The organism is Bradyrhizobium nivariense, assembly GCF_029846695.2.
GTDB lineage: Bacteria > Pseudomonadota > Alphaproteobacteria > Rhizobiales > Xanthobacteraceae > Bradyrhizobium.
This window is the reverse complement of sequence record NZ_JARWCR020000051.1, coordinates 39,881-65,233: the sequence shown is the minus strand read 5'-3', so window position 1 is coordinate 65,233 and position 25,353 is coordinate 39,881. Positions and strand designations below refer to the sequence as shown.

Below are 25,353 nucleotides of genomic sequence, written 5' to 3'. Positions count from 1 at the left end.
CTTTCTAATGAAGCGGTTGCCCAATGTCGCGACCGAAATGGCGCTGAACGTACTCGCCTACAACCTCACGCGCGTAATGAACATCGTCGGCATCAAGCCGCTCCTGGCGGCAATCCGGGCGTGAGAGTTCGTGCTGTTATGCGCATCGTGTGACCAGTTCAGGTCGCTCAGCGTGCCCGAGGTTGCGCCCGGGTTGACTCCAGACTCGATACAGCAAAAATATGCTCAGACCGTCGTGTCGACGCGGATCTTCCCCTGTTGCGTGCAGTTTTTGGGGACGAAAAAACGTTTTCACACAGCCTGGACCCATAGCCGAAGTCGCTTGAACATGTGTCATGACGGCTGTCAGATGCAAACCGGACTGATCCAGGTTGGCGTCTACCACCCAATGCGGAGATTGGTGCGGATTTCGCATAGCTTCGAGGTTAGGCTTTCTCTAGAATGGTTGCGCAGCCCCTTCCGGAGTTTCGCATGCAAAACTCAGTCAAGCACTTCGCCCCAGCGGTGGTGCTGCTTGCGTTGATGGGTTCGGCGACAGCCTTTGCGCAGCAAAACAATAAGCCCAACATTGTTTTCATTCTCGCCGATAATGTCGGCTACGGCGACCTTGGGTGCTATGGCGGCGGCGAGTTGCGTGGGGCGCCGACGCCGCATCTCGATGAAATGGCTCGAGACGGATTGCGCCTCACACAGTTCCTAGTGGAACCGGCGTGTACCCCCTCCCGTGCGGCGCTGATGACTGGACAATATTCGATCCGCAACGGTCTGTCGCTGATCGCCATTGAGGGTAGTCCCTATACGCTTCCCGCTAATGCCTTCACCATGGGCGAGTTGTTCAAGAGCGTTGGCTATGCGACCGCGATCTTCGGGAAATGGCACCTTGGAAGTGCGCCTCAAAGTCTGCCGACCGCGCACGGCTTTGATGAGTTCTACGGCATCCCGCCGGACATTAGCTGGGATGCAGCAACGTACCCAGCCACAATCGCACTCACGCACTCGATCAATGAGCCCTACGAGACACTGTTGAAGACTGGGCCGCAGATCGTTGAAGCGAAGGCCGGAGGCCCGCTACAGACGGTGAAGCCATTTACCGAGGACGTCCGCGCCAACATCGACGATGAGTTGGTGGATAAATCAATCGATTTCATGAGGCGTCAGAAAACATCGGGACGGCCCTTTTTTCTCTATCTTCCGTTCTCAATGGGGCACTTTCCAAACCTGCCTTCTCAACAGTTCAAAGGAAAATCACGGATCGGCCACTACGGCGACAAGTTGATGGAGGGAGACTATCACGTCGGACAAATCCTGGACACGCTGAAGCAACTCGGCATTGACGACAACACAATCGTTGTCTTTGCCTCGGACAATGGCCCCCAGGGCCAAACCGCGCGAGAACACGGCAACCAGGGAACGCCTGATATGGGTAATTCAGGTCCGTTTCGCGGAGAGTTAGGCGAAGTCACTGAAGGAGCGATCCGGACGGCGGGGATCATCCGGTGGCCCGGCAAAGTCAAGGCAAACACAACCACATACGCCATGTTCTCGATCATGGATTTCCTGCCGACCTTTGCCCACATCGTCGGTGCCAAGATGCCAACAGACCGCACGATTGACGGGATCAATCAAGCCGATCTCCTGTTGGGCAGCGCGGCGAGAGCGCCTCGCGAAAGCCTCTTGAGCTTTATCGGTGGAGATCTCGTCGCCGCGCGCTGGAAACAGTGGCGTATCTACTTCACGGACGTTTATCCGACCGGCGTTGGACCACAGCGGCAGCCCGGCATGTTCTCCGCGAGTGCGCCGATGGCCGGCTACCCCAAGATTTACAACATTGAAATGGATCCGCACGAAGACCTCATCGTCGCGGCAATGTTTGGCTGGGTATCGGGTCCCGCGCTCAAAACTGTCGAAGAGTATTTAGCGACCCTCAAGGAGCATCCAAATCCACCACCGCCGAACATCACGCAATTTCGTAACGGCGGTTAACTGGCTCGGCGGTTTGTCCGCTTCTGACGCTAGCGGACATTCTCGAGTAATATTGGGTGCCGCCAACATAACGCCCGTGGGGCTTTTCTGCCGCCCTCGATCCGATGTCTAATAGCTGTTCCATAAGGGGAGTAGGTTCGCCACAGGAGACTGAAATGAAACGATCAATCGCGCTGTCGGCATTGCTAATAACTGGGTTCGCTGGAAGCCCTGGAAGGGCGAGTGACGTAATCTACTGCCAATACGCTGGCTATCCCGTTGCTTGCATCGCACGGCCCGGATTCGGGGTCGCCCCAACTCACAACACTCGCAGAATTCCACCCGCAATTGATGCTCGCCCAAGCGGCCTTGTAAGGCAGGACTTGTTCGATCGGAATAACCCAAACAACCTACGGTCGGATTGGCCCAGTCCACCTGCTCAACCGGGCGCGCTCTGAAAGTAACACTGCGGCTTGATCGTGGTCTGCGAGCAATAGAATCAGATCCCGGTGGATGCCTCGAACTTTAGTAATTTAACGCTGCATCCGCTCGTGGCCCATCGCTTCAGTTCGCGCGGCGCAGCGAGACGTCATGAGCGGGAATTAAACCGGAAGTCATTGCCCGAGGCGCAAATCTCTCAATTGACCCATAGCCATTGGTTACGCCTTTCGCCCAGCGGTAGTCAGCAACCTGACATTGTCCCTTGGTACAATGACCTAAGGGGTATCCAATGAATATGGTCGCTCATCGGACGACCTGCGGCACGAGAGGATTATTCAAAGAATTTGATGCGGTAGAGGAACTGACCTATGTTCGTGCGTATCACAACGGATCGACGACCTCAGCCCAGTACGCTCGATGAATTCGACTTAACGAGCGCATTCAACCGAATTACCGGCCTCGGTGAGTTTACATACCGAAAAGGCACCGAGATCTTCGGCGAAAAAGAGCCCGCTGTGTATGTCTATCAAGTCAAGCATGGTGCGGTGCGAAGTTACAAGTTGCTCTCGGACGGTCGGCGTCAAATCGGCGCCTTTCACTTAGTGGGCGATATCTTCGGGCTTGAAAATGGCGACAAGCATCGATTTACCGCAGAGGCGGTCGTCGAAACCGTCGCGCGCCTCATTAAGCGAGAAAGCCTTCAATTGGCGGCCGCAAGAGACACGGTCGTCTCGCAAAACCTGCTCAGCATGATCACCCGCAACCTGGAGCACGCAGAAAACCATATGCTGCTTCTGGGCCGCAAGACCGCGGTAGAGAGGGTTGCCGCCTTCTTACTTGAGATGGATTGCCGCACCGGAGCAGACAAGATGTCGCTCCCCATGACTCGTCTCGACATTGCGGACTATCTCGGCTTGACGTTCGAAACGGTTTCTCGCGCGCTATCCAGCTTGCGTAAAGCAGGCGTCCTTACGTTCCTCGACCACGATCAGCGAGAGATCATGTTAAACGACAGGCGGCAGCTTGCCGATTTCGATCCGCAAGGACCGGCACAACCCTGATACCAAAATGCGACGGGCCGTACTGGCGACGATGAGGGATACACAGTCCCTCCACATCGATCACCGCGACTGCTTACTGAGAGGAGCTAAAGCGATGAGTCCCTTGATTTAGCTCAATGGGTTGCCGCGATCCAGGTTCAAGGCTCTGCCATGAACAAGTCTGGAGAATCCGATAAGCCCCAGCCCAAGCCAACGCGCTTGGAGGAGGCGCGCCGGATCATTGAGGAGTACGCGAATGACCTTCGAGAGATCATCCGGAAGTTCCTTGGGAAGATGAATTAAAACCGCCTCAGTGTTTAGGCGGAGCGGATTGGATTTGCTCAAGTTGAGTTTGGATTTGCTCAAGTTGAGTTCTTCGCATTTTGACCCAAGGCAGCCCCAATCTTGGCGGTGCGAGTTTTGCCGAAGTAGCACAGGCTCGCAAACGCCGATCGGCTACTACCAGACGTGGCATGGTGCCACGGTTCAAGCGCAAGGAGGAAGCCATGATAAATCTGAAAGTTCTTAGCGCGGTCGTTGTTGCGGCATCCGCCCTGTCCAGTTCTGCGGCACTGGCGCAGGCGGCCCTCGACAATCCGGACGAATGCCAAGCTGAATTCGCCAGCTGCACGGGTCTTGGAACCGGGAGTACCCCCACCGGCGGCTATCGATATCGGCAATCAAGTCGGCGAACGGCGTATCGCCAGCCGGCGGCGGCGAACGCTACCGTCGGCAACTGGGGCAATTCCTACGCCATGTCCGGCGAGATGGGCTGGCACGGCAACTGGAATGCGTATGCCGCTCGCAACGGAATCGTCTGCCGGCCCGGCACGTATTTCAAGGGTGCTGACGGTCTCCGGCATCTCTGCCAATAGGTCATCCGCTCTAAGGCAAAATCAGACGGCCCCAAAGGGCCGTCTGATTCACGCCTGAGAGTGGCTCTCGTCCTGGCGCACCCGCTAAGGAACGGGACACGCAGCTCCGGTCTTCACCCAGGCTTCGACCAGCGCACCGGCCTGCTCTTGCGTGCCCGGCACGGGCGAGCGGCCGAAGCCGGGCTTCCAGGCCCAGCCGACGAGGGTGTCCTTGCCGATATGGTCGATCAGGTCTTCCACCTTGCGCCCGCCATTGCGCGCGGGATCCCTGATCTGCTCGCAGATCTCGCCGACGGTCTTGCCTTCCCAGGCCATCTCGCGCGGGGCCAGATGCCAGTCGGGATGGCCGGGCATGCGGCCGGGCTCGAAATTGGCCTTCTGGTGGCAGGTGTTGCAGCGCATCGCCTCGAGCCCATGGCCGTCAGCGCCGCGCGTGACCGGCGGCTGATGCAGGCGGGCATTGTCGCCCTGGTGCGGCCTGTCGCCGGCCGGATGGCAATTGGTGCAGCGCGGATGCGTCAGCACCTTGCCGAGCGCGGTGAAGATTGCGGCCGAACGCTTCTCCGTGTCGCCGATCGCGGCAAAGCTCTCGGGCGAGGCGAGGGCGTGGCTTGCCGTCTGCGACGCCGCATAACCCGCACAAAGGCTGCTGGCGAGCGCGGCGATGACGGCAATTGTACGAAACCGCGTGTCGGATCTCATGGATGGTGTCCGCTCACTTGGTGGCAATGAGGTAGCGGTTCGAATCGGCGAGGATCACGTCGCGCACCGCCTCGTGATATTTGATGTAGCCGGTGCAGCGGCAGAGATGACCGTCGAGCGCATCCGCGATGGTCTGCTCCAGCGCCTCGCGCGCGACCGGTGTCCGCGACAGGCGCTCCAGCAAGACCTGGCCCTCGTTGAGGAAGCCGGCGGTGCAATAGCCGCACTGAAAAGCAAAGTGATTGATGAAGGCCTGTTGCAACGCCGAGAGCTGGCCGCCTTGGGCGTGGCCCTCGACGGTGCGGATCGACTTGCCGTCGAAATTCACGGCGGGCGCGACGCAGGTCGGGCTGGTGGTGCTGGTGCCGTCGGGCGCATCGACGATGATGGCGCAGCTCAGGCATTGCGCGGCGCCGCAGCCGAACTTGGTGCCGGTCATGCCCAGCATCTCGCGCAGAAAATCGTTCATCGAGAGGTCGTCGCGGACGTCCATCGGACCGTGCTTCTGGCCGTTGATGGTGAGGCTGAGGGTCGTCACGCGAGCACTCCCTTCAATAGGCTTGCGGTGACCGGCAGCGCGCGGAAGCGATGGCCGGTGGCGTCGTGGATGGCGTTGATGAGCGCCGGCACGATCGGGATCATCACGACCTCCGCCATGCCCTTCGGTGCTTCGTCTGCCGTCTGCGGTTTCAGCATCTCGATCTCGAGATCGCGGAGCGGCAGGTCGGAGCCGCGTGCGACCAGATAGCGCCCGAGATTCCATTCGCCGTTGCCGGGACCGCCCTCGAACGGCGGCAGCGTCTCCAGCAGCGCGTAGCCGACACCCATAGCGAAACCGCCATGGGCCTGGCCCATCACGACTTCCGGCACGAGCGCGGTGCCGCATTCGAACACGCTATAGGCCTTGGCGATGCGAAGCGCGCCGGTCGCGCGCTCGATCTCGACGCGGACGACCGTGCCGCACATCGAGGTGTAGGCGGTGCCAATCCGGTTGTTGTCGGTCGGCGGAAACTTGACGCTGGTGCGGTTGATCCGCTCGAACTTGCCGTTGCCTTTTCGGATTGCCAGCGCGTCGATGTCGGCGCGGTATTGCTCGCCGGACAGCGGAAAGCGTGCCCGAGACCACGCCCAGCGGGAGAAGCTGTGCGCAACCGCACCGGTGACGAAGCCGCGCGCGTGAGCTGTTGCCGCGAGCACAGGGAGGGCCAGCGGTTCGAGACCGGGCATGGTGAGCTGCCCGTTCTGCCAGCTTGCGACGGCCCATTGCCCAGCGCGTGGATCGGTCCTTGCGATGCGCCACAGTTCGAGTGCGGCGGGCCACAGGCCGAAGCGGAAGATGACGCGGGCGGCTTCCGCGGCGGAATGCGTGCCGACATGCGCGCCGATCGAGGAGCTCGTCGGCGAGCTGATCGCGGGCACCCAGCGCGGATTTTTCTCCGCGGCATCCTGGGTCTTCTGGTCCATGATGGAGGAATCGCCGGACGTGACGAGACCGAGCACGTCATAGCTGTCGACGCGGGCGACCGAGACCTCGTCGGCGACGGCGCCGAGATGGCTTGCGACCCGGTTGGCCAGCGCCGTCCCGATGCCGTTGCCCATCTCAACATGATCGCAATAGATGACGATCCTGCCGTCGGGGGCGAGCTCCACGCGTCCGAGCGAGCCGTCGGCGCCGGAGCCATAGTCTTTCGTCACGCAGGCGACGCCGGTGCCGACCAGCCGATCCGACGAGGTCTGCTTGAACTGCGCCCGCTGCTGCCAGATCGGATGCTGCTCGAGCTTGTCGAGGATTTCGGGCGTGCGCACCGAGACGATGTAGGGATTGCCCGTCATGGTCCGACCGTTCTGGGGCAGCGCATTACGCCGCCGGAATTCGATCGGATCGCGCTTGAGCTCGGACGCCGCCTCGTCGATCAGGACCTCCAGCGCCGTCATGGCTTGCAGGATGCCGTAGCCGCGCATCGAGCCCGCGCTCACGCCGCGCGAGTGCACCGCGACGGTCCTGACGTCGACCTTCGGAATGTCGTAGATGCCGATCGCGCCGGTGGCCGCGACGACGGCGACGCTGGCCGAGAAATGGGCGAGCCCGCCGCCGTCGAGCACGTGATCGGCGGCAAACGCCTTGATCTTGCCGGTCGCGCGATCGATGCCGATGCGCGAGCGCATCTTGATCGCGTGGCGCTTGATGCCGGCCTGAAACTGCTGGTAGCGGTCATGCGCCAGCCGCACCGGCTTGCCGGGAAAGCAGACCGCCGCGAGCGCAACATAGAGAATGAAAGGGGTGTGATCGCGGCCACCAAAGCCGCCGCCGACATGGGCGAATTGCGCGTTGATGTGCGCCGGCTTGTAGGGCGCGCGGGCCTTGGCCAAGAGATGCGCGATCGACTCCGCCGCCTCGTAGGGCGACTGGACGCCAAGCAGCAGTTCGAGATTGCCGCCCTTGCCGTCGTACCAGGCGAGCCCGCATTCCGGCTCCAGGAACATCGGGTCGACCGACTGGGTCTCGAACTCGCGGTCGAGCACCAGCATCGAGGCGTCATCTGCTGCAAGCTCGGCGCGGATCTGCTCGCCATATTTCGCCGCCTTGGCGTAATCCGCCGGCATTTCCTTGGCGAGCGGCGACCACACCGGCAGCGCCGCGCTCTGCACTTTCTTCGGCGAGACCCAGCCGGCCTGGAGCGGCGAATAGACATCCGGCTTGTCAGGCGAGGGGCCTGCCACGCGGGTGAAGCGGAAGGCCCCGTAATCGGGGACGACGACAGGTCCGGTCTCCTCGCCGAATTGGACGAACGTGCCGTCGCGCAGCGCGAGACGCGCCTGGTCGAAGGCGTCGAACTTTTCGAAGATCAAAAGCGCGACCGGCTGTCCCAGATAGAGCGGCGTCCTGCCGATCGGACAGAACAGGTCGCCCGCATAGAATTCCGGCGCCTGCGTCCCGATCCGATCGAGATCAGCGGCAGTCACCACCACCGACGGCTTGAGCGCGCCGCCGAGGCGGGCGAGGTCCATGCCGGTGTAGACATGCGTGGCGTCGTTGGCGCGAACCAAAATCGCGTGCGAGGTGGCCTGTGGCCAGCCAGCGAGATCGCCGGCCCGGAAATCGGAGGCGTAAAGCTTTGCGCCGGTGACCTTGGCGACGCCGTCGACACGACCGGCGCCCTTTGTTGCGGGATTGAACTTGCCGCGTCCAGGCAGCGTCTCGTGGGCCGCGAAGGGAACTCCCGTCGCCGAAGCCAGATGTGACAGGCTGACCGAGATGCCTCCCGCCGATAACCACTTCACGAACTCGCGTCGCGAAGGCCCCATGATCAGATCCTTGTACAAGGTTTCGAGGACATCATGATGCTGGCGGCATCGATGCCCGGAGAGTACGCGCCAATGCTAGCTCGAATCCGTCGTGATTCGTCATACGACGATAGGAAGGGTCAGGGCGTTTACAACCGGTGAATGTGGTACGCTTGCCGGAGGAATTGTCGTTTCGCGCTTGCTTTAGAATCGAATCAAACTGAAGACGGATGGGCAACGGGGGCGAAACTCAAATGCAGGACGATCCGAACGACGTCTCTCCAGTCACGGCGGACATGACAAAGCTCTCGCGGCGCCAATTGCTTGATTACGGTCTCAAGGCGGGCGCCTTGTCGCTGGTCGCAGGAGCAGCGAATGCCCAGCATGCCATGCACGACCATGCGGGCGCCTCGCACACCGCGGACATGTCGCCGACGATGGGGATGGTGCCGGAAACGCCGGCTCCCGCCATGGATCAGCCGCTGGTCGAGCCCGAGGTGCGTCGGTCTGTCAATGGCGTGCTGAGCACGACCTTGCGCGTCGGCTATGCCTATCGCCAGATCGGCGGCGTCAGGCTCTATGTCAGGTCCTATGAAGGCGGCAGCCCCGGACCGACCTTGCGCATGAAGCCCGGCGAAACCCTGCGCATCAAGATGATCAACGATTTGCCGCCGAACCGCGATGGATTGCCGGCCGACATCAGCCATCCGCACCAGTTCAACAACACCAATTTCCATTTCCACGGCGCCCATACCAGCCCGAGCGGGATTGCCGACAACGTCATGCGCTCGATGGCTCCGGGCCGCAGCTACGACATCGAGATCACCCTGCCGGCCGATCACACCAGGGGCACCTACTGGTATCACCCGCATCACCACGGCAGCGCCGATATCCAGATGTCCTCCGGCATGGTCGGCGCCGTCGTCGTCGAGGGCGATTTCGCCGATGTGCCCGAGATCGCCACAGCCCGCGAACGCCTCCTGGTGCTGACCCAGGTGGTCTACGACGCCAGCGGCATGGTCGAGAATTTCGAGACGCTGTTTCCGGAGACCGCGACGCGTTTCCTCGCCATCAACGGCCAGCGGCGGCCAATGATCGAGATGCGGCCCGGCGAGGTGCAGCGCTGGCGCATCCTCAATGCCGCCTATCAGGACGACATGCTGCTCGACCTGGAAAAGCACGATCTGCAGGCGATCGCCTATGACGGCATCCAGCTTGGCGCCGTGCAACAGATGAAGCAGCTTCTGATCGCGCCGGGCCAGCGCGCCGATATCCTGGTGAAGGCGGGCAGCCCCGGCACCTACGCCTTCAACGCGGCGCCCTACGACCAGGGCCACCCTTCGCCGGTGGGACCGCTGGCGCGCGTCGTGGTCTCAGGCGCGCCGATGGAGATGAAGCTGCCGCGTGCCCTGCCACCGGCGCCGCTCGCGACCATCAAGGACTCGGAGATTACCAATCGCCGCAAGGTGGTGCTGTCGGCGACCGCGCCGGAGGCCGATGCGGCCGGCCATTGGCAGGAATTCGAGTTTTTCGTCGACGGCAAGAAGTTCGATCCCGGCCGGATCGACCAGAGGGTCAAGTTGGGCGCGGTCGAGGAGTGGACCATCGTCAACACCCATGAGCATGACGACCACGTGTTTCACATCCATACCAACCCGTTCCAGGTGATCTCGGCCAATGGCAAGGCGCTGGCGGTGCCGGAATGGCGGGATTCCGTGATCGTGGAGCGCAAGGGCGGGGTGGTCGTGTTCCGCTCCCGTTTCCTCGATTTCGCCGGCGTCTACATGCTCCACTGCCACATGATGAACCATGAGGAGATGGGCATGATGCAGACGGTCGAGGTCTACAAGCCGTAAGCTTCTGGGGGGATTACAGGAATTTGGCGAATGGCCGGGGCTGATCCGGGCTCGGCCGGGCTTCCCCTGGCGGCCCGCATGGCCTATGACGCTGCAACGCAACAATTCCCCAAAAAGATCCCATGATCCGCCTCGACAACGTCAGCAAGCAAGCCGGCCACCAGATCCTGTTCATCGAAGCTTCCGCCGCTCTCAACAAGGGCGAGAAGATCGGCCTCGTCGGCCCGAACGGCGCCGGCAAGACCACGCTATTTCGGATGATCGCCGGTGAGGAACTGCCCGACGAGGGGCAGGTCTCGACCGATCGCGGCATCACCATCGGCTATTTCAACCAGGACGTCGGCGAGATGGCCGGCCGCAGCGCCGTGGCCGAGGTCATGGACGGCGCAGGACCGGTGAGTGCGGTCGCCGCCGAGCTGCGCGAGCTCGAGACCGCGATGGCCGATCCCGATCGTGCAGACCAGATGGACGAGATCATCGCGCGTTACGGCGAGGTGCAGCACGCTTTCGAAGAGCTCGACGGCTACGCGCTCGACGGCCGTGCGCGCGAGGCGCTGTCCGGCCTCGGCTTCAGTCAGGAGATGATGGACGGCGACGTCGGCAAGCTCTCCGGCGGCTGGAAGATGCGCGTGGCGCTCGCCCGCATCCTGCTGATGCGTCCCGACGTCATGCTGCTCGACGAGCCGAGCAACCATCTCGATCTCGAAAGCCTGATCTGGCTGGAAAAATTCCTGCACGACTATGAAGGCACGCTCTTGATGACCTCGCACGACCGCGAGTTCATCAACCGCGTGATTTCGAAAGTGGTCGAGATCGATTCCGGCTCGCTCACGACCTACGCCGGCGATTACGAGTTCTACGAGCAGCAGCGGGCGCTGAACGAGAAGCAGCAGCAGGCGCAGTTCGAGCGGCAGCAGGCCATGCTCGCCAAGGAAATCAAGTTCATCGAGCGTTTCAAGGCGCGGGCGTCTCATGCAGCCCAAGTTCAGAGCCGGGTGAAGAAGCTCGACAAGATCGAGCGGGTCGAGCCGCCGCGCCGCCGCCAGACGGTGGCGTTCGACTTCCCGCCGGCGCCGCGCTCGGGCGAGGACGTCGTTGCGCTCAAGAAGGTTTTCAAGGGCTACGGCAGCAAGCGCATTTATGACGGGCTCGATTTCATGATCCGCCGCCGCGAGCGCTGGTGCGTGATGGGCGTCAACGGTGCCGGCAAGTCGACGCTGCTCAAGCTCGTCGCCGGTGCGAGCGAGCCGGACGATGGCACGGTGGCGGTTGGCGGCAGCGTCAAGCTGGGCTACTTCGCCCAGCACGCGATGGACCTGCTCGACGGCGAACAGACGGTGTTTGAGTCACTCGAATACGCGTTTCCGACTGCGGGGCAGGGCAGTTTGCGCGCGCTTGCCGGCTGCTTCGGGTTCTCCGGCGACGATGTCGAGAAGCGCTGCCGCGTGCTCTCGGGCGGCGAGAAGGCGCGCCTGGTGATGGCGAAGATGCTGTTCGATCCGCCGAACTTTCTGGTGCTGGACGAGCCGACCAACCATCTCGACCTCGCCACCAAGGAGATGCTGATCACGGCGCTGGCGGATTTCGAGGGCACCATGCTGTTCGTCTCGCATGACCGGCATTTTCTCAGCGTCCTGTCGAACCGCGTGCTGGAGCTGACGCCGGACGGCATCCACCAGTTTGGCGGCGGCTACACGGAATACGTGGCGCGCACGGGGCAGGAAGCGCCGGGGTTGCGGAGCTAGATGGGATCGGTAGCCTGGATGGAGCGAAGCGCAATCCGGGTTTCGTGCCACGTGGACAGTCGTGCAATGCGGTTGGTCCGGCCCCGGATTTCGCTTCGCTCCCTCCGGGCTACAGGAGCCCATTGAAATCTTGTAGCCCGGATGGAGCGTAGCGCAATCCGGGTCAGTCTTCGCGTTCGCCGAAGGTGCCAACAATCTCTCCAGATCCTCCCCAATCGAGCGGAAGCAGGCCTTCGCGGACGTAGCGATGAAGCGATGAATGCGGCCAGTCTGCCGGCGACGCGACGAGGCCGTGCTTGACCGGGTTAAAATGGATGTAGTCGGCGCAGCGTTCGAAGTCCGCGTCATCGCGAATGGTGTGCTCCCAAAATCGCCGTTGCCACAGAGAGAACTCGCCTCGATGGTTGCGGGTGATGGGGGCGCCTGCAGTGGCCAGTTGATGCGTGAAGATACTCTTGATGCGCCGCCACCGGCCGGAGAAGTCGGAGTCTGCGTCGGGCAGCGTCATTATGACATGCAGGTGATCCGGCAGGACGACGATCGCTTCGATCTCGAATGGCCTTTCGGCGCGCGTCGTTCGGAATGCGTGGCGCAGCTTGTCAACATGATCGACCAACGCGGACGATCGTCGATCGCCCAGCGTCACTGTGAAGAAGAAGGTCCCGCCTGGGAGAAGATTGCGCCGGTAGCGAACCACGCGAGCACCTTCCCGGATTACGCTTCGCTCCATCCGGGCTACAACCAGATCGAGAGATTTGCAATCCATTCGCTTGCTTGCGCGTTTCAGGGGCTCTCGCTACGCTGCTCCAAAAAGCGGGAGCGGAACGCGCATGAAGCAGCTCAGGATCGGCGATGTCACCATCGATGCTGTGATCGAGCGGGAAGGACCGTGGCGGCGGCCGCAGGATTTTTTCCCGGCCTATGACGAGGGCGTGTTCAAACGCCATCTGCCGACGATGGAGCCGGAGGTGTTCGACGCCTCCCGCGGGATGATCGTCATTACCTACCAGACCTTCGTGGTGCGCACGCCGCGCTACACCATTCTGGTGGACACCTGCACCGGCGAGGACAAGGGCCATCCGCCGCCGTTCGATTTTCCCGGCAAGGAGCGCTGGCGCAACGAATTGTTCGCGCTCGGCATCGGCTTCGAGCAGATCGACTACGTCTTCTGCACGCATCTGCATATCGACCACACCGGCTGGAACACGACCTTGCGCGACGGTCGTTGGGTGCCGACGTTTCCGAATGCGAAATACGTCTTTCACAAGGGCGAGTATGCGGCCTGGGAGGCCGAGAGCGCCAGGGGTAGCAACCCGCCGGGTACCGTCTTCCGCGACAATTGCCTGCCGATCGTCGAGGCGGGGCAGGCGCTGCTGGTCGATGATGACTATGCGTTGGATGACACCGCCACGCTGACGCCGACGCCGGGGCATTCGCCCTGCCATTGCTGCGTGAACATCTTCTCGAAGGGTAGCCGCGCGGTGGTCGCCGGCGACCTCATGCATCACCAGATCCAGTGCCGCGAGCCGGACTGGTCGGCCAGGCCTGATTGGGATGCGAAACAGTCGGCGGTGTCGCGGCGAAAGTTCTTCGCTTCCGTCGCCGACACCGACACGCTGATCCTGCCGATCCATTTTCCGGCGCCGACGGTCGGATTGATCAAGCCGCTCGGCGCCGCCTTTGACTACCGTTTCAAGCGGGAGTAGGGCGACTTCGCTTCGGATGGTCTAATAAGCGTAGAACATCCGTTGGATCTCCTTGGTGTCGGTCGTCTTGGTCAGCGCCAGCATCAGCAGAATACGCGCCTTTTGAGGATTGAGCGTATCCGAGACGACGAAGTCGTGTTCGTCGTCCTTTGCCTCGCCATTGCGTGCGACGATGCCGTTCCCGACCCGGCTGCTGCGAACGATCACGACACCCTTCTTGCGGGCCTCGTCGAGAGCCGGCTCGACCGCGGGCCGAGCCAGGCTGCCGTCGCCCACGCCGGCATGCACGATCCCCTTGGCGCCGGCGGCGACAAAAGCGTCGATCGCGACCCGGTTCATGTTGGCGTAGCCGTAGACGATGTCGACTTGCGGCAGGGCATCGAGGCTAGAGACGTCGAATTCGGAGTCCGCCGTGTGCCGGCGCGTCGATTGACGATAGAAGTACGGTTTGTTTCCCTGCATGTAGCCGAGAAAGCCAAGTTCAGGTGTGCGGAAGGTGTCTGCCGTCGAGGTGTTGTTCTTGGTGACATCGCGAGCGGCGTTGATCTGGTCGTTGAGAGCAACGAGCACGCCCTTGCCGACGGCCTCGTCACTGCCTGCGAGGATCACCGCATTAAAGAGGTTGATCGGCCCGTCCGCGCTGATCGCCGTCGACGGCCGCATCGCGCCGACGATGACGACAGGTTTCTTGCTCTTGACGACGAGGTCTAGAAAATAGCTGGTTTCCTCGATCGTATCGGTCCCGTGCGTGATCACAATCCCATCAACGTCGTCCTGCGCGAGGAGCGTATTGACGCGCTTTGCGAGCTTGAGCCAGTAGTCATTGTTCATGTTCTCGCTGGCGATCTGGAAAACCTGCTCGCCCTTGACGTTAGCCACCGTTTTCAGTTCGGGGACGGCGTTCAGGAGGGTCTCGATGCCCACCGTGGCTGCGGTGTAACCGACCACGGTGGTGCTGCTCGCCCCGCTGCCGGCGATCGTGCCACCGGTTGCCAGAACCATGACATTGGGCAGACCGGGGCCCCTGGCGTTCGCGGTTTCGAGACTGATGAGCAGCGCGAAGAGCAAGCTCACCGTCGCCATGATCTGATGACGCATTCGAAGTTGCCACATCTTGACGTCCCTTTTCTAGACAGCTTTGTCGATGCGCCCCGGTTCGCTCAGCACTGCATGATCAGTCAGTCGAGGCCCCCTGTCCAGAGCGGCGATGCTTTCGGATGATCTGGTTTGGGCGCTGGCATACGGAAACACTCACGCGAATGGCCGGGACAAGCCCGGCCATGACGCAGTTCGTTTGGCGATTGCTCGCTAAAGAAGCCGCGAATTCGCGGCGCCTTACGCGCCCATCTCGCACTTCTTCATGAAGCTGTTCTTGGCGGCGCCGGCGAGCGGCTTGCCGTCGGCGCTGACGGCCTTGGGCGTGCAGGCTTCGGCCTTGCATTTCTTCATGAACGACGTCTTCGCCGCGCCCGCGAGCGCCTTGCCGTCCTTGCCGACCGCCTTGCTCTCGCAGGTGTCGTCCGCGAAGGCCGAACCCGCCGCGAAGGTGGCAACGATCGCAGCCAGGAAAATCCGCTTCATCATGATTGTCTCCCTAAACCAAAAAAGATGGCGGGCGGATTGGAGCCGGGAATCGTGGCGCAATCAAGCTGGATGAGCGCCTGTCGTCCGGTCTTCCTGGCGATTTTTCGAGGGCGAGTTCGACAGGGCCCACGGCCTGCTGCACTGCTCGCTGACCGGGCCGGGCGATCCTGCTAGCTTCGGGCGAGGTTAGCCGGAGGGAGCATCGTCATGGAGACCCTGATTGCGAAAGTGCCGGATGCCGCGGCTGATCGGCATTCTCACCTGGTTCGGCCGCAAGACATGGAATGGCAGAAGACGCGCTTTCCGGGCTGCGAGGCCAAGACGCTGCTGTTCGATCGCAGCAGCGGTCTGATGACTGCCTTGATGCGCTTTGCGCCGGGATCGGTGCTGCCCGATCACGAGCATGTCGGCGTCGAGCAGAGTTATGTCATCGAGGGGGCTCTCGTCGACAACGAGGGGCCAGCCAAGGGGATCGCCTGCAAGGCCGGCGAATTCATCTGGCGCGAGGCGGGCAGCCGGCATGCCGCCTGGTGCCCGGAAGGCGCGTTGATCCTCGCGATCTTCCAGGTGCCGAACAAGTTCTTCGAATCCGACGGCCGCGTCGTCGATGCCGCCGGTCAGGATTGGGACCAAACGTGGGGGCACACCGACGCGCAGCGGGCGCGGAGCGCCTAAGGTCTCATACGCCACGCGCGAGCAGCGCCTTGAAGTCCGCACGCGCACGCTGCGCTTCGGCTCGCGCCACCTCGGAGGCGTCGCCGAGACCAAAATAACCATGGATCAGGCCGGCGCCCTCATGGTGCTTTACGCGAACGCCGGCCGCCTCCAGCGCCCGCGCATAGGCGGCACCTTCGTCGCGCAGGGGATCGAACCAGGCCGTGGTGACGATCGCGGGCGCGACGCCGGCAAGCGAGGCTGCGCGCAGCGGTGAAACTCGCCAGTCGGTCGCGTGCGAGGGATCGGCGAGATAATGGCCGCAAAACCATTCCATCACGGCGCGGGAGAGGAAGTAGCCTTCGGCATTCTCGGCGCGCGAGGGAAAGCGTGCGTTCTCGCGCGCGTCGGCATAGTGGCCTGCGATTTCGGTCACGGGATAGACCAGGAGTTGCGCGGCGAGCCCGATGCCGGCGTCGCGGCAGGCGATCGCGGTGGTGGCCGCGAGATTGCCGCCGGCGCTGTCGCCGGCAACGCCGAGGCGTTTTGCATCGCCGCCAAATTCCGCGACGCGGCCAAACACGTCGCTCACCGCGGCAAAGGCGTCCTCGAACGCGCCGGGAAAGCGCGTTTCGGGTGGGCGGCGATAGTCGACGGAGATGACGACCGCGCCGGTCTCGATCGCAAGGTTGCGCGCCTGCCGGTCGTGGGTCTCGAGATCGCCCGCGACCCAGCCGCCGCCATGGAAGAACACCACGGTCGGGGCGGGCGTGGTGCCGATCCGGTAAACACGTGCATCGAGCGGGCCGGCGCCGCCTTTCACCTTGATGTCCGCGACAGTGTCGACCGGCGGCGGCGGTATGGCCGCGCGCGCGGCAGCCAGTGCACGCAAGGAATCGCGGGCGCTCTGTGGCGTCATCGTCGTGGGATCGCGCATCGGCAGCAGCGGAATGATCTGGGCGATGACGGGATCGAGCGGTACGGCCATGGGATCCTCACAGGGTTCTTGGTCTTGCTTGCGGGGTAGCATAGATTTTGCGCGCCGCATCGGCAACCGCTCGCATGTTGCAATGCCGGGGATGAACGGGCAGGGAGGTCTTGAGGTGGAATTCGAAACGCTGGTCCAGTCGCGCCGCAGCGTGCGTGGCTTCAGGAACGAGCCGGTGCCGCGCGCGGTGATCGAGGCGATCATCGACAGCGCCAAGCGTGCGCCGTCGTCGATGAACACCCAGCCCTGGCACGTCCACGTGCTCACAGGCAGTCCGCTGGAACAGCTGCGCCGACGCAACATGGAGGAAATGGTTGGCGGCGCCAAGGTCAAGCGCGACATCATCAGCCACGGCGAATACCAGGGCGTTCACCGCACCCGCCAGGTCGACATCGCCAAGCAATTATTCGGCGCGATGGGGATCGCGCGCGACGACAAACCGATGCGCCAGGACTGGGTGCTGCGCGGCTTCCGCCAGTTCGACGCGCCGGTCTCGCTGGTCTTGACCTATGACCGCGTGCTCGATCCCGGCGCGGTCTGCCATTTCGATCTCGGCGCGCTCTGCTACGGCATCGTGCTCGCGGCCTGGGACCGCGGTCTCGGTTCGGTGATCAACGGGCAGGGCATCATGCGCTCCGACATCGTGCGCGAGGTCGCGAACATTCCGGAGGACGAGGTGATCATGACCTGCGTCGCGATGGGCTATCCCGACGACAACTTTGCCGCGAACGCCGTTCGCTCGGATCGCGAGGGCAACGACGATTTCGTTCGTTACGTCGGCTTTGCGGATTAGCACGACGCGAAGCAGATTATTCTCTCACTGAAATTTTTGGTGCGGACTCGTTACATCCTCTTGCAATCTCGATCGTGCGGGAGGAACAATATGCGGACTGAGAGGTTTGTTGCTGGCGCGAGGGAATTGACATGCGGCGGCTGGCTAGCCTGGTTCGACGGTTCTTCGGTCCGCGAATGCGGCACCCGATCGATGATGATCCAAGTCTTCCTTTCACAGCCGAAGAGTTCAGCAGGCTCATTCGTAGCGGTAGACGAGAGGACATGAAGCTGCTGGCGGAGGGGCTGGCCTGCCGGTCCATTCCGCACCGCGTCAAATACCGGGCCACGCACTAGGTTCTCAGTTTGACGCGTTTTCTTTGAGCGAACCGGTATCCGCTTCGCTCGAAAACGCTAACGGCCGGCATTTCGAGACGGGTTTGTCGCGCTCATCGCGTGAGCGCGACCTGCTTGAACGAGGCAACCAGAGCCTTCTCCAGCTTTCCATTCATGCCGCAGAGAATGTTGTAGGCCTCCGGGCGCAGCATCGTCGGCTTGTAGTGCCGGTGCTCGATCAGGGCCGCGAAGATGTCCGAGATCGTCAGGATGCGCACGACATCGCCGATGCTCTCGGCGCAGAGCGCATCCGGATAGCCGCTGCCGTCGAGATATTCGTGATGATGCCGTACGGCATCGAGGACCTCCGGCGAGATCTTGTCGTGGCCTTTCAGAAAATCGTAGCCCGACGCCGGGTGGGTCTCGATCATGGCACGTTCCTCCGGATCGAGACGGCCGGGCTTGTCGAGGATGGCAAGCGGGATCCGGGCCTTGCCGATGTCGTGGAACATGGCCGCCGTATACAGGCGCTCCAGATCGGGCCTGCCGACGCCGAGGCTCAGGCCGAAGTCGATGGCGAGGCCGGTGACGAGCAGGCAATGCTGATAGGTCCCTTCGTGATGGCGCCGCACCGTCGTGAGCCATTCCGACAGGCCATGCTGGGCGATGCGGTCGGCGATCTGGCGGCCGGCTTCCCTGGTGCCGTCGACGTCGACCGGCTGGCCCAGTGTCACCGAGGTGAACATCGAGGCGATGGCGGTCGCCGCGGTCTCGACGGCGTTGCCGGATTGCGCGGTCTCGCTCGAGGCAGGCGACGGGTCGGCCGGATCGGACAGCGCCGCCAGCAATTTGCCCCGGTTGACCGGCCCGGGAAGGACGAGTGTCGCTCCGAGTGCGTAGGCCTGCGAGATGCCGACGTGAGACGTGTGATCGAGCAGGAAGATGCGCTTTTTCGCCTTCGCCAGGTTGCCGGCCCGCTTTTTGATGGCTGCGATGGTGCCGACGTCGCGCAGTTCCGCGCGGATCACGATGGCGAACGGCACCTGTGACAGCCTGGCATCAGCGTCGAGCCGTTCGCCCGCAACGGTGAATCTATCTTCGACGATCGCGCACACGGCCGACAGCTTGTCGGACGTGTCGGCCAGCACATGAACGAATGGGCGGGCCGCTTCCCGCTCTCGGATGCCGGCGTCGCGCTTGACGGGGCCTGGTAGGGTTCGCGCGTTCTGCACGGGTCGACCTGGACTTTCCTGGAGTTCAATTCGTGGGAGGAGTTCCCCAGCCTATTTGCTCTGAACCGAGTTTTGCGTCGCCGCCGCCTGTGAGCTTGCCGGTTTCTTCTTGCCGTCCGCGGTGATGAAGTGCACGCCGGCCGTGGTGCCGTCGATCCAGACCAGTTCGCAGCGCCGGTAGGCGAGCCCCGTCGACGACAGCAGCAGGAAGAATTCCTTGGCCTGGAGCACGTCGAGCGTGCCCTCGACCTCGATCTTGGCGCCGCTTTGCGATATGTCGAGCAGAACGCAACTGCGTCGCCACGTGCCGTCCGAGCCCATCAGATTGACTGGCTGCTTGTGGTCCATTTTCACGCGCAGCGCTTTGCGACCGTCGAACTTCATCTGCTCCTCCCCATTTTCGCGCCGCAATTTCCCGGATCGCTCGTGTTGGCGCTTGCTGCGATTTCGCCCCATCGCACCGTCCATTGGCTGGTGGACAGAAGCAGCGTCTCGAAGATCAGTTGCGCGCGTTCGCGCTCGCCGTAGGAGAGCCTCGTTCCGCTGCGGTTGCTCAGGATGGCAAGCGTGGTCTGCCAGTTCAGCCGCGAAGCCCGGCAGGCCATGACCAGGCCTTCGCAATCGTCGTCGGCCATGACGTGTTCGACGATTTCGAGGGGAGCGCCCGAAAGCACCGACAGCGCCGTGAACAAATTGGCCGTCTCGCCGCGGATCGCAAACCGGTTTACCGTGGAATCGTTGAGCTTGCCGATGCGGTTGAGGGCGACGATCTCGGGCCTCGCGCTGGCGTAGTCGGCCCGGCAAGGCTGCTTCTGCGGAGCCGGCCCGGCTTGCTGCGCCGGCGGCGCGGAGGATGGATTGGGCGCGGCCGGGGCCTTGCGTCCTGGCGAGGCGGAGAGCAGCTTGCGCACGATCAGGTCGGGTGTGCCGGGCCGGAGCACCAGCGCCTTCGTGATTTCGCCGTCCTGGTCGGCCTTGGCAATCAGCGCGGTATAGGCCGCCTCGGAGAATTTGGCTCCCGGGTTCTTGATCAGGGCAAGGCAGACCGCGCCGCCGTGCTTGATCAGCGCCTCGGTCACGGCCGGCGCGATGTCGCTGCGCGCGATGATCGCGCGTCGATGCCGCTCGCCGCAGGAATAAACGACAGCTTCGAGGTCGGCCGCGGAGAGTGCCGGCGACTTGAGCAGTACAGGACACGCGACGTCGGGATCGTCGTGCAAGGCGAGGCGCCGCAATGTTTCCGGAGGCGCCACGGTCAGCTCGGCGAGCGCCGTGCTGAGGCGAATCAGGGCACTGGCCTCGACCCGCTCCGTCAATCGGAGCAGAACACCATCGATCACGTTGGCGAGCAATTCCCGGGACTGGTTGCGGCTGCCAGTGAGCAACTGCACCATGCCGGAGAGAATGCGTACGCAACGGTCCGGCGGACACGTTGCGACCGCCTCTTCCAGGTCAGCGAGAATATCAGCAGGCGAATTTGCCATCATGGCAGGGGCCTGACTCAAATTAATTTGGACTATCGAACTGCGTCTATTCCGCCCGACAGACGTTAATTTGAAATTTTGATTTCGATCATCCGGGTATTGCTGCACCGCTGGCCCCGCGGGAAACGCTATCGAAATTCGGCGAGATTTGATCCGCCGACTTGTCCTTGGACTTCGACCTTCGCCAACTGGTCCGTACGGGTTAAAGTGATTCCTTCGAATTCAGGGGAACGCCGAAAAGGGGGAAATCGGGCCGGCATCGTCGCCGGGCGTGCGTTTGTTGCGACGCGAAATTTCACATTGCCATGAACAGAAGTGATGATGCGCCAGCGTTGGCGCCAAAGGTATTTCGTTTCTCCGACGTCGATGAATTTCGAAATGCCATACGAGGCCTGGATTTCGAGTTCACGCCGTTCGTGAGGAGGATTTCGGCCGAGCAGACCATACTGTCGCTGCCCGGCTGCGACGTGAATTTGACGCGGGCATTTCCGCGGGTCGTCGATGCCCAGCTCGTCGATAATTGCACCGCAATCGGATTCACGATGGACGACCTCGACGTGCCGGTCCGGTTCAACGGCACGCAGCGTGCGCGGCCCGTCGTCGTCATCGGCAACGGCGGCGCGGCTTACACCGCCATCGAGGAAGTGCAGCGGCAAATCGCCTCGGTAGTGTTCAGGCCGGAGGTGACCGATCGCGGCTGGCCACAGGCGGCCCTCAGCTTCAAGATCTTCGAAACGACCGCCGCGGGCTTGAACCGGCTCCGCGGTGTGGTTCGGGAGGTGCTGGCCGCGGCGTCGGAACCGGTCGACGCGCCAGACGTGCCGTTGAAGGCAGCCGCCATGAGGGAGACCCTGCTCGGCGCGGTCGACGACATTTTCCAAAGCATCGTTCCGGCGCGATGGACCCTGCGCCCCAATGACGAGCGGAACTTCAAGATCTTTCAGGACATCCGCGCGCTTCTCTCCGACGACCTCTCGCAGCCCATCTACAGCGAGGAGATGGCGCGCAAGCTCGGCCTGTCCGTCCGCACCATGCACGACGTCGTCCGCCGCTATCGCGGCATGAGCCTGCACCGTTACTTGCGCCTGCGCCGGCTGTGGCTGGTGCGCCGGCGGCTGCTCGCCGGTGCCGACAGCGTCAAGGCCGTCGCGCTGGCGTTCGGCTTCTGGCATCTCAGCGACTTCTCCGGAAGCTATCGCGACCAGTTCGGCGAGACGCCGTCGCAAACGCTCGAGCGCGGACGCGGGCGCTAGCACGACAAATGGGTTGGGGCCGAATTCCGGTTTTGTGCTAGCCTGCTGGCCATGAGCAATCGCATCCTCGTCCTCTACGGTTCCTACCGTTCCGACCGCATGGGCATCCGCCTCGCGAATTTCGTCATCGATCGCCTGCGCCAGCGCGGCGACGAGGTCGCGTTGATCGACGCCAAGGCGATCGGCCTGCCGATGCTCGATCGCATGTACAAGGAATATCCCAAGGGCGCGGCCCCGGAGGCGCTTGAGAAGCTGGCCGGAGAGATCCGCGGCGCGGACGGTTTCGTCTTCGTCACCGGCGAGTACAATTGGGGCATTCAGCCTGGCCTGAAGAATCTCACCGATCACTTCCTGGAGGAATGGTTCTGGCGTCCGGCCGCGATCGTCAGCTATTCGGCCGGCCGGCTGTCCGGCGCACGCGCCTCGACCGCATGGCACGGCACGCTCTCGGAGATGGGCATGGTGGTGGTATCGAGCACCATCGGCGTCGGCCCGATCGCGCAGACGCTGTCGGCCGAGAGCGAGCCGATCGGCGAGGGCGGCAAGGCGCTGGAACGCTCGTTCCCGCGCTTCGCCGACGATCTCGAATGGTGGATCGAGGCCGCCAAGGCGCAGCGGGCGCGCAAGGCGCCGCCTTATTGAACGGCCTTACGCGGCCCTGACTTCGCCGAGGAAGCGGTCGAACTGTCCGGCGAGGTCGCGCGACTGGGTCGAGAGCTGCTCGGCGGCGCCCAGCACCTCCCGTGCGGCCGTACCGGTGTCGTCGGCGGCGCGCTGCACGCCCGATATGTTGGTGTTGACCTCCTGGGTGCCGCGCGCGGCCTCCTGGACGCTGCGGGCGATCTCCTTGGTCGCCGAGCCCTGTTCCTCGATCGCGGCCGCGATCGCGGTGCCGATCTGGTCGATCTCGCCGATGACGTCGGCGACGTTGCGGATCGCGGTCACGGTCTCGTCGCTCGCGGCCTGGATCGCCGAAATCTGCTCGGAGATTTCGGTGGTGGCCTTGGCGGTCTGGCCCGCCAGCGATTTCACCTCGGAAGCAACCACCGCAAAGCCGCGGCCGGCGTCGCCGGCGCGGGCGGCCTCGATGGTCGCGTTGAGCGCCAGCAAATTGGTCTGCTCGGCGATGCTCTGGATCAGCGTGACGACGTCGCCGATCTTCTGCGCGCCGTCGGCGAGCGCGCGTGCGGTGTCGCCGGTGCGGCGGGCGTTGTCGACGGCGCGGGCCGCGATCACGGTGGATTGCGCCACTTGACGACCGATCTCCGCGATCGAGGAGGTCAGCTCTTCGGTGGCGCTGGCGACGGTCTGCACGTTGGTCGAGGTCTGCTGCGAGGCGGCGGCGACGACCGCTGCCTGGCTGTTGGTCTGGGCCGCCGTCGAGGTCATCGACTGCGCGGTGCTTTCCATGGTGGACGAAGCGCGGGACAGGCCGCCGACAAGCTCGGTGACCTTGGCCTCGAACGCGCGGGTGAGCCCGTCGAGCGCCTGGGCGCGGCGCATCTTGCCGTCGTTCTCGGCCTGCTTCTCCGCCGCAAGCCGGTCGGCCCGGATCATGCTGTCCTTGAACACCTGGACAGCCGCGGCCATCGCGCCGATTTCGTCGGAACGCTCGGCGCCGGGGATGTCCTCTGCAACGTCTCCGTCGGCAAGCCGCGACATCCGTGTCGTCAGGTTGACGATCGGGGCGCAGACGCGGCGGCGAACCATCACGATGAGGCCGGCGCTGGCGATCAGCACGGCGAGAAGGCCCACGAGCGCGACCGTGAAGCTGGTGCGCGCGGCGGAGGAGGCACCGGCGAGGACAAGCTCGGCATTGTCGTAGAACGCGTCACGGACCTCGATGATGGTGCTGAGGCCGCGCTGCGTGGCGGCGTAATAGGTGTCCATGTCGTGTTCGTACTTGCCGCTGACCGCACCGTCCTTCACCAGCTTGAGCTCGCGACCGAACTCCTCGATATAGACCGCGTTGAACTTCTCCAGGGCAGCGGCGACGTTCGCCGGCGTTGTGGAATTGCCGCGCAACTCGAGCAGCGCCATCACGATCTGATCGTTGCGGCCCTGCGAGCGGCTGATCTCGGCCTTCTCGGTGTCGGTCGCCGGTTTCTTGCCCCCGACGAGATTCTTGTGCAGGCTGGAGTTGAAGCCGCCCACGTCGCGCAATGTCATCGCGATGTTGGCGTAGCTGGCCTGGCGGTAGGCATCGCCGTTGAGGATCGCCATGCGGCGGACCTGCTCGTTGAGCAACGCGGTCACGCTGCCGTTGAGCACGGCGTTGTCGGCGACGATCTTCTTGGCCGCGTCCTTGCGCGCCTCCACCGGTCCCGCCATCGCCTTGTCGATGGCCTCGCGCAGCGCGGTGAACTTCGCATTGATGCCGTCGATGTTGCCGCCGAGGGCGTTGCCGTCGTCGAACGGGCCGGGCAGGTCCTTACGCAGCCCGTTCATCCTGTCGCGCGCGCCGTCGGTCTGCTTGCGCAGCTTGTCATGCTCGGTGAGCTGCGCCGGGTCGATGGTGGCAGGTCCATAGAGGATGTTGGTGGCAAAGCCGCGCTCGGGGTTGAGATAGCGCGGGATGTCGCTGACGGCGCGGACGATCGCCAGCCGGCCCTGGGCTTCGGTGATGCGCTCGATCGTCTGGTACTTCGTCACGGCGACGTAGACGGCGAGGCCGCCGCCAACGGTCGAGAGCGAGACGATGGCGGTGGTCAGGAGCGTACCGATTTTCATGATCTGTCCGGCAATTGGCGCGGGGAGAATTATTTTGCCCGGACAATAGGCAGGCGATGTTAATCCCGGGTTTACGCTGGTGGCCGCGATGCCCCGCGGTCACTTGGCCTTCTGGTCAAGCGCCGCGAGCAGATCTAGCGTCGCCTGATCGCGCTCGCCCGAAAAATATCGGGCGAGCGCCTGATCGAAAGCGGGCTCGTCGGACACCGCGTCGAACAGCGTCATCGACGAGCGGAATTTGGCGTCGTCGGGCGCGCCGAGGATGGCGTTGATGGGCCGACTCTCGACCGCGAGCACGAGCCTCGTGCATTCGGTCAGGCGCGGACCGAGGATGGGGTGAGCGAGGTAGGCCTTGGCCTCGGCGCGGGAGGCGATGGCATAACGCTGCGACATGGCGCTGAAGCCGAGGCCGGCGACCTGCGGGAAGACGAACCACATCCAGTGGCTCTGCTTCCGGCCCCGGGTCAGCTCCCCCTGGATGTCGCGATAGACCGGGTCCTGGGCCCGGACAAAGCGTACGAGATCGAAAGGATCGGTCATTGGATACCTTGGGACGGCTTGCTGGACCCCTTGCCGGGCCCTTGCCGGCCCCGATTATGCCTAACTTTTGGCTCCCAATGTGGTAGCTGGTACAGAGTCTCCGGGTGGGGGTGGGTTCCCCCGGGGGTCGATTGTGGGGATCTGATGGTTTCCGACCGCGCACAAGCCG

22 protein-coding genes are annotated in these 25,353 nt (G+C 63.2%); 10 read left to right on the top strand and 12 right to left on the bottom strand.

Going from position 1 to position 25,353, the window contains the following annotated elements; all coding sequences use genetic code 11:
* Positions 1–471: 471 nt before the first annotated feature.
* The 3 genes from QCM77_RS31795 (at position 472) to QCM77_RS31785 (ending at position 4,318) form a co-directional block, all read left to right on the top strand.
* Positions 472–1,983, top strand: a complete 1,512-nt coding sequence (locus QCM77_RS31795; RefSeq protein WP_279667207.1) for an arylsulfatase — start codon at positions 472–474, stop codon at positions 1,981–1,983.
* 788 nt (positions 1,984–2,771) lie between these two features.
* Positions 2,772–3,464 carry a helix-turn-helix domain-containing protein gene (locus QCM77_RS31790; protein ID WP_279667208.1) on the top strand — a complete coding sequence of 231 codons (693 nt, stop codon included), beginning with the start codon at positions 2,772–2,774 and terminating at the stop codon, positions 3,462–3,464.
* A gap of 485 nt (positions 3,465–3,949) precedes the next feature.
* Entirely contained in the window at positions 3,950–4,318 is a 369-nt protein-coding gene (locus tag QCM77_RS31785) for a hypothetical protein (protein ID WP_279667275.1), read from the top strand.
* 84 nt (positions 4,319–4,402) lie between these two features.
* On the opposite strand, the gene QCM77_RS31780 is transcribed toward QCM77_RS31785, so the two are convergent.
* From QCM77_RS31780 to QCM77_RS31770, 3 genes are read right to left on the bottom strand one after another with little or no spacing between them, the layout of a single operon-like run.
* The gene (locus QCM77_RS31780; protein ID WP_279667209.1) at positions 4,403–5,020 is read right to left on the bottom strand and encodes an Isoquinoline 1-oxidoreductase subunit; all 618 of its coding nucleotides are present in this window, start codon (positions 5,018–5,020) and stop codon (positions 4,403–4,405) included.
* Between the two features lie 13 nt (positions 5,021–5,033).
* Positions 5,034–5,558 (bottom strand): (2Fe-2S)-binding protein, encoded by a 525-nt coding sequence (locus QCM77_RS31775; RefSeq protein WP_279667210.1) that lies wholly within the window; start codon positions 5,556–5,558, stop codon positions 5,034–5,036.
* Positions 5,555–8,326, bottom strand: a complete 2,772-nt coding sequence (locus QCM77_RS31770; RefSeq protein WP_279667211.1) for a xanthine dehydrogenase family protein molybdopterin-binding subunit — start codon at positions 8,324–8,326, stop codon at positions 5,555–5,557. Before QCM77_RS31770 ends, QCM77_RS31775 begins: the two co-directional genes overlap by 4 nt.
* Positions 8,327–8,559: 233 nt before the next feature.
* Between QCM77_RS31770 and QCM77_RS31765 the strand changes: the two genes are divergently transcribed.
* Together QCM77_RS31765 and QCM77_RS31760 are read left to right on the top strand one after the other, a co-directional pair.
* Positions 8,560–10,161 carry a multicopper oxidase family protein gene (locus QCM77_RS31765; protein ID WP_279667212.1) on the top strand — a complete coding sequence of 534 codons (1,602 nt, stop codon included), beginning with the start codon at positions 8,560–8,562 and terminating at the stop codon, positions 10,159–10,161.
* Between the two features lie 122 nt (positions 10,162–10,283).
* A complete protein-coding gene (locus QCM77_RS31760) occupies positions 10,284–11,906 on the top strand; it encodes an ABC-F family ATP-binding cassette domain-containing protein (protein WP_279667213.1) in 1,623 nt (540 codons plus the stop codon).
* Positions 11,907–12,069: 163 nt separating this feature from the next.
* On the opposite strand, the gene QCM77_RS31755 is transcribed toward QCM77_RS31760, so the two are convergent.
* A complete protein-coding gene (locus tag QCM77_RS31755; protein ID WP_279686177.1) occupies positions 12,070–12,603 on the bottom strand; it encodes an REP-associated tyrosine transposase in 534 nt (177 codons plus the stop codon).
* Between the two features lie 133 nt (positions 12,604–12,736).
* On the opposite strand from QCM77_RS31755, the gene QCM77_RS31750 reads away from it, so the two are divergent.
* The gene (locus tag QCM77_RS31750) at positions 12,737–13,612 is read left to right on the top strand and encodes an MBL fold metallo-hydrolase (protein ID WP_279667215.1); all 876 of its coding nucleotides are present in this window, start codon (positions 12,737–12,739) and stop codon (positions 13,610–13,612) included.
* 21 nt (positions 13,613–13,633) lie between these two features.
* Here the strand turns inward: QCM77_RS31750 and QCM77_RS31745 are convergent, their stop codons facing one another.
* Positions 13,634–14,695: a type II asparaginase gene (locus QCM77_RS31745; protein WP_279667216.1), complete on the bottom strand. Its 1,062-nt coding sequence runs from the start codon at positions 14,693–14,695 to the stop codon at positions 13,634–13,636.
* A 252-nt stretch (positions 14,696–14,947) separates the two neighbouring features.
* Positions 14,948–15,196, bottom strand: coding sequence for a hypothetical protein (locus tag QCM77_RS31740; RefSeq protein WP_279667217.1), 249 nt, complete (start codon positions 15,194–15,196; stop codon positions 14,948–14,950).
* Between the two features lie 207 nt (positions 15,197–15,403).
* On the opposite strand from QCM77_RS31740, the gene QCM77_RS31735 reads away from it, so the two are divergent.
* Positions 15,404–15,871, top strand: a complete 468-nt coding sequence (locus tag QCM77_RS31735; protein ID WP_279667218.1) for a cupin domain-containing protein — start codon at positions 15,404–15,406, stop codon at positions 15,869–15,871.
* Positions 15,872–15,875: 4 nt separating this feature from the next.
* Here the strand turns inward: QCM77_RS31735 and QCM77_RS31730 are convergent, their stop codons facing one another.
* Positions 15,876–16,838: an alpha/beta hydrolase gene (locus QCM77_RS31730; protein ID WP_279667219.1), complete on the bottom strand. Its 963-nt coding sequence runs from the start codon at positions 16,836–16,838 to the stop codon at positions 15,876–15,878.
* Between the two features lie 115 nt (positions 16,839–16,953).
* On the opposite strand from QCM77_RS31730, the gene QCM77_RS31725 reads away from it, so the two are divergent.
* Entirely contained in the window at positions 16,954–17,631 is a 678-nt protein-coding gene (locus QCM77_RS31725; RefSeq protein WP_279667220.1) for a nitroreductase, read from the top strand.
* A 427-nt stretch (positions 17,632–18,058) separates the two neighbouring features.
* Here the strand turns inward: QCM77_RS31725 and QCM77_RS31720 are convergent, their stop codons facing one another.
* Genes QCM77_RS31720 through QCM77_RS31710 form a run of 3 tightly spaced genes read right to left on the bottom strand, consistent with a single transcriptional unit; the run spans position 18,059 to position 20,664 of the window.
* Positions 18,059–19,177 (bottom strand): HD-GYP domain-containing protein, encoded by a 1,119-nt coding sequence (locus QCM77_RS31720; protein ID WP_279667221.1) that lies wholly within the window; start codon positions 19,175–19,177, stop codon positions 18,059–18,061.
* A gap of 51 nt (positions 19,178–19,228) precedes the next feature.
* Positions 19,229–19,561 (bottom strand): PilZ domain-containing protein, encoded by a 333-nt coding sequence (locus tag QCM77_RS31715; RefSeq protein WP_279667222.1) that lies wholly within the window; start codon positions 19,559–19,561, stop codon positions 19,229–19,231.
* Entirely contained in the window at positions 19,558–20,664 is a 1,107-nt protein-coding gene (locus QCM77_RS31710) for a DUF2336 domain-containing protein (protein WP_279667223.1), read from the bottom strand. The genes QCM77_RS31715 and QCM77_RS31710 overlap by 4 nt, the downstream gene beginning before the upstream one ends.
* A gap of 302 nt (positions 20,665–20,966) precedes the next feature.
* Here QCM77_RS31710 and QCM77_RS31705 point away from each other — a divergent pair, with 302 nt between their 5' ends.
* On the top strand, positions 20,967–21,914 hold the full coding sequence (locus QCM77_RS31705; RefSeq protein ID WP_279667224.1) for an AraC family transcriptional regulator: 948 nt from the start codon (positions 20,967–20,969) through the stop codon (positions 21,912–21,914).
* A gap of 51 nt (positions 21,915–21,965) precedes the next feature.
* Positions 21,966–22,556, top strand: a complete 591-nt coding sequence (locus QCM77_RS31700; RefSeq protein WP_279667225.1) for an NADPH-dependent FMN reductase — start codon at positions 21,966–21,968, stop codon at positions 22,554–22,556.
* Positions 22,557–22,562: 6 nt separating this feature from the next.
* Here the strand turns inward: QCM77_RS31700 and QCM77_RS31695 are convergent, their stop codons facing one another.
* Together QCM77_RS31695 and QCM77_RS31690 are read right to left on the bottom strand one after the other, a co-directional pair.
* The gene (locus QCM77_RS31695) at positions 22,563–24,644 is read right to left on the bottom strand and encodes a methyl-accepting chemotaxis protein (RefSeq protein WP_279667226.1); all 2,082 of its coding nucleotides are present in this window, start codon (positions 24,642–24,644) and stop codon (positions 22,563–22,565) included.
* A gap of 99 nt (positions 24,645–24,743) precedes the next feature.
* Positions 24,744–25,184: a DUF1810 domain-containing protein gene (locus QCM77_RS31690; protein ID WP_279667227.1), complete on the bottom strand. Its 441-nt coding sequence runs from the start codon at positions 25,182–25,184 to the stop codon at positions 24,744–24,746.
* Positions 25,185–25,353 lie beyond the last annotated feature (169 nt).

Bases quoted from the DNA above. Each gene is read 5' to 3' on its own strand.
- QCM77_RS31715 (WP_279667222.1), bottom strand. From the start codon at position 19,561: ATGAAGTTCGACGGTCGCAAAGCGCTGCGCGTGAAAATGGACCACAAG.
- QCM77_RS31735 (WP_279667218.1), top strand. From the start codon at position 15,404: ATGGAGACCCTGATTGCGAAAGTGCCGGATGCCGCGGCTGATCGGCAT.
- QCM77_RS31750 (WP_279667215.1), top strand. From the start codon at position 12,737: ATGAAGCAGCTCAGGATCGGCGATGTCACCATCGATGCTGTGATCGAG.
- QCM77_RS31790 (WP_279667208.1), top strand. From the start codon at position 2,772: ATGTTCGTGCGTATCACAACGGATCGACGACCTCAGCCCAGTACGCTC.
- QCM77_RS31705 (WP_279667224.1), top strand. From the start codon at position 20,967: ATGAACAGAAGTGATGATGCGCCAGCGTTGGCGCCAAAGGTATTTCGT.
- QCM77_RS31710 (WP_279667223.1), bottom strand. From the start codon at position 20,664: ATGATGGCAAATTCGCCTGCTGATATTCTCGCTGACCTGGAAGAGGCG.
- QCM77_RS31730 (WP_279667219.1), bottom strand. From the start codon at position 16,838: ATGGCCGTACCGCTCGATCCCGTCATCGCCCAGATCATTCCGCTGCTG.
- QCM77_RS31780 (WP_279667209.1), bottom strand. From the start codon at position 5,020: ATGAGATCCGACACGCGGTTTCGTACAATTGCCGTCATCGCCGCGCTC.
- QCM77_RS31745 (WP_279667216.1), bottom strand. From the start codon at position 14,695: ATGGCGACGGTGAGCTTGCTCTTCGCGCTGCTCATCAGTCTCGAAACC.
- QCM77_RS31700 (WP_279667225.1), top strand. From the start codon at position 21,966: ATGAGCAATCGCATCCTCGTCCTCTACGGTTCCTACCGTTCCGACCGC.
- QCM77_RS31690 (WP_279667227.1), bottom strand. From the start codon at position 25,184: ATGACCGATCCTTTCGATCTCGTACGCTTTGTCCGGGCCCAGGACCCG.
- QCM77_RS31760 (WP_279667213.1), top strand. From the start codon at position 10,284: ATGATCCGCCTCGACAACGTCAGCAAGCAAGCCGGCCACCAGATCCTG.
- QCM77_RS31770 (WP_279667211.1), bottom strand. From the start codon at position 8,326: ATGGGGCCTTCGCGACGCGAGTTCGTGAAGTGGTTATCGGCGGGAGGC.
- QCM77_RS31795 (WP_279667207.1), top strand. From the start codon at position 472: ATGCAAAACTCAGTCAAGCACTTCGCCCCAGCGGTGGTGCTGCTTGCG.
- QCM77_RS31695 (WP_279667226.1), bottom strand. From the start codon at position 24,644: ATGAAAATCGGTACGCTCCTGACCACCGCCATCGTCTCGCTCTCGACC.
- QCM77_RS31740 (WP_279667217.1), bottom strand. From the start codon at position 15,196: ATGATGAAGCGGATTTTCCTGGCTGCGATCGTTGCCACCTTCGCGGCG.
- QCM77_RS31785 (WP_279667275.1), top strand. From the start codon at position 3,950: ATGATAAATCTGAAAGTTCTTAGCGCGGTCGTTGTTGCGGCATCCGCC.
- QCM77_RS31765 (WP_279667212.1), top strand. From the start codon at position 8,560: ATGCAGGACGATCCGAACGACGTCTCTCCAGTCACGGCGGACATGACA.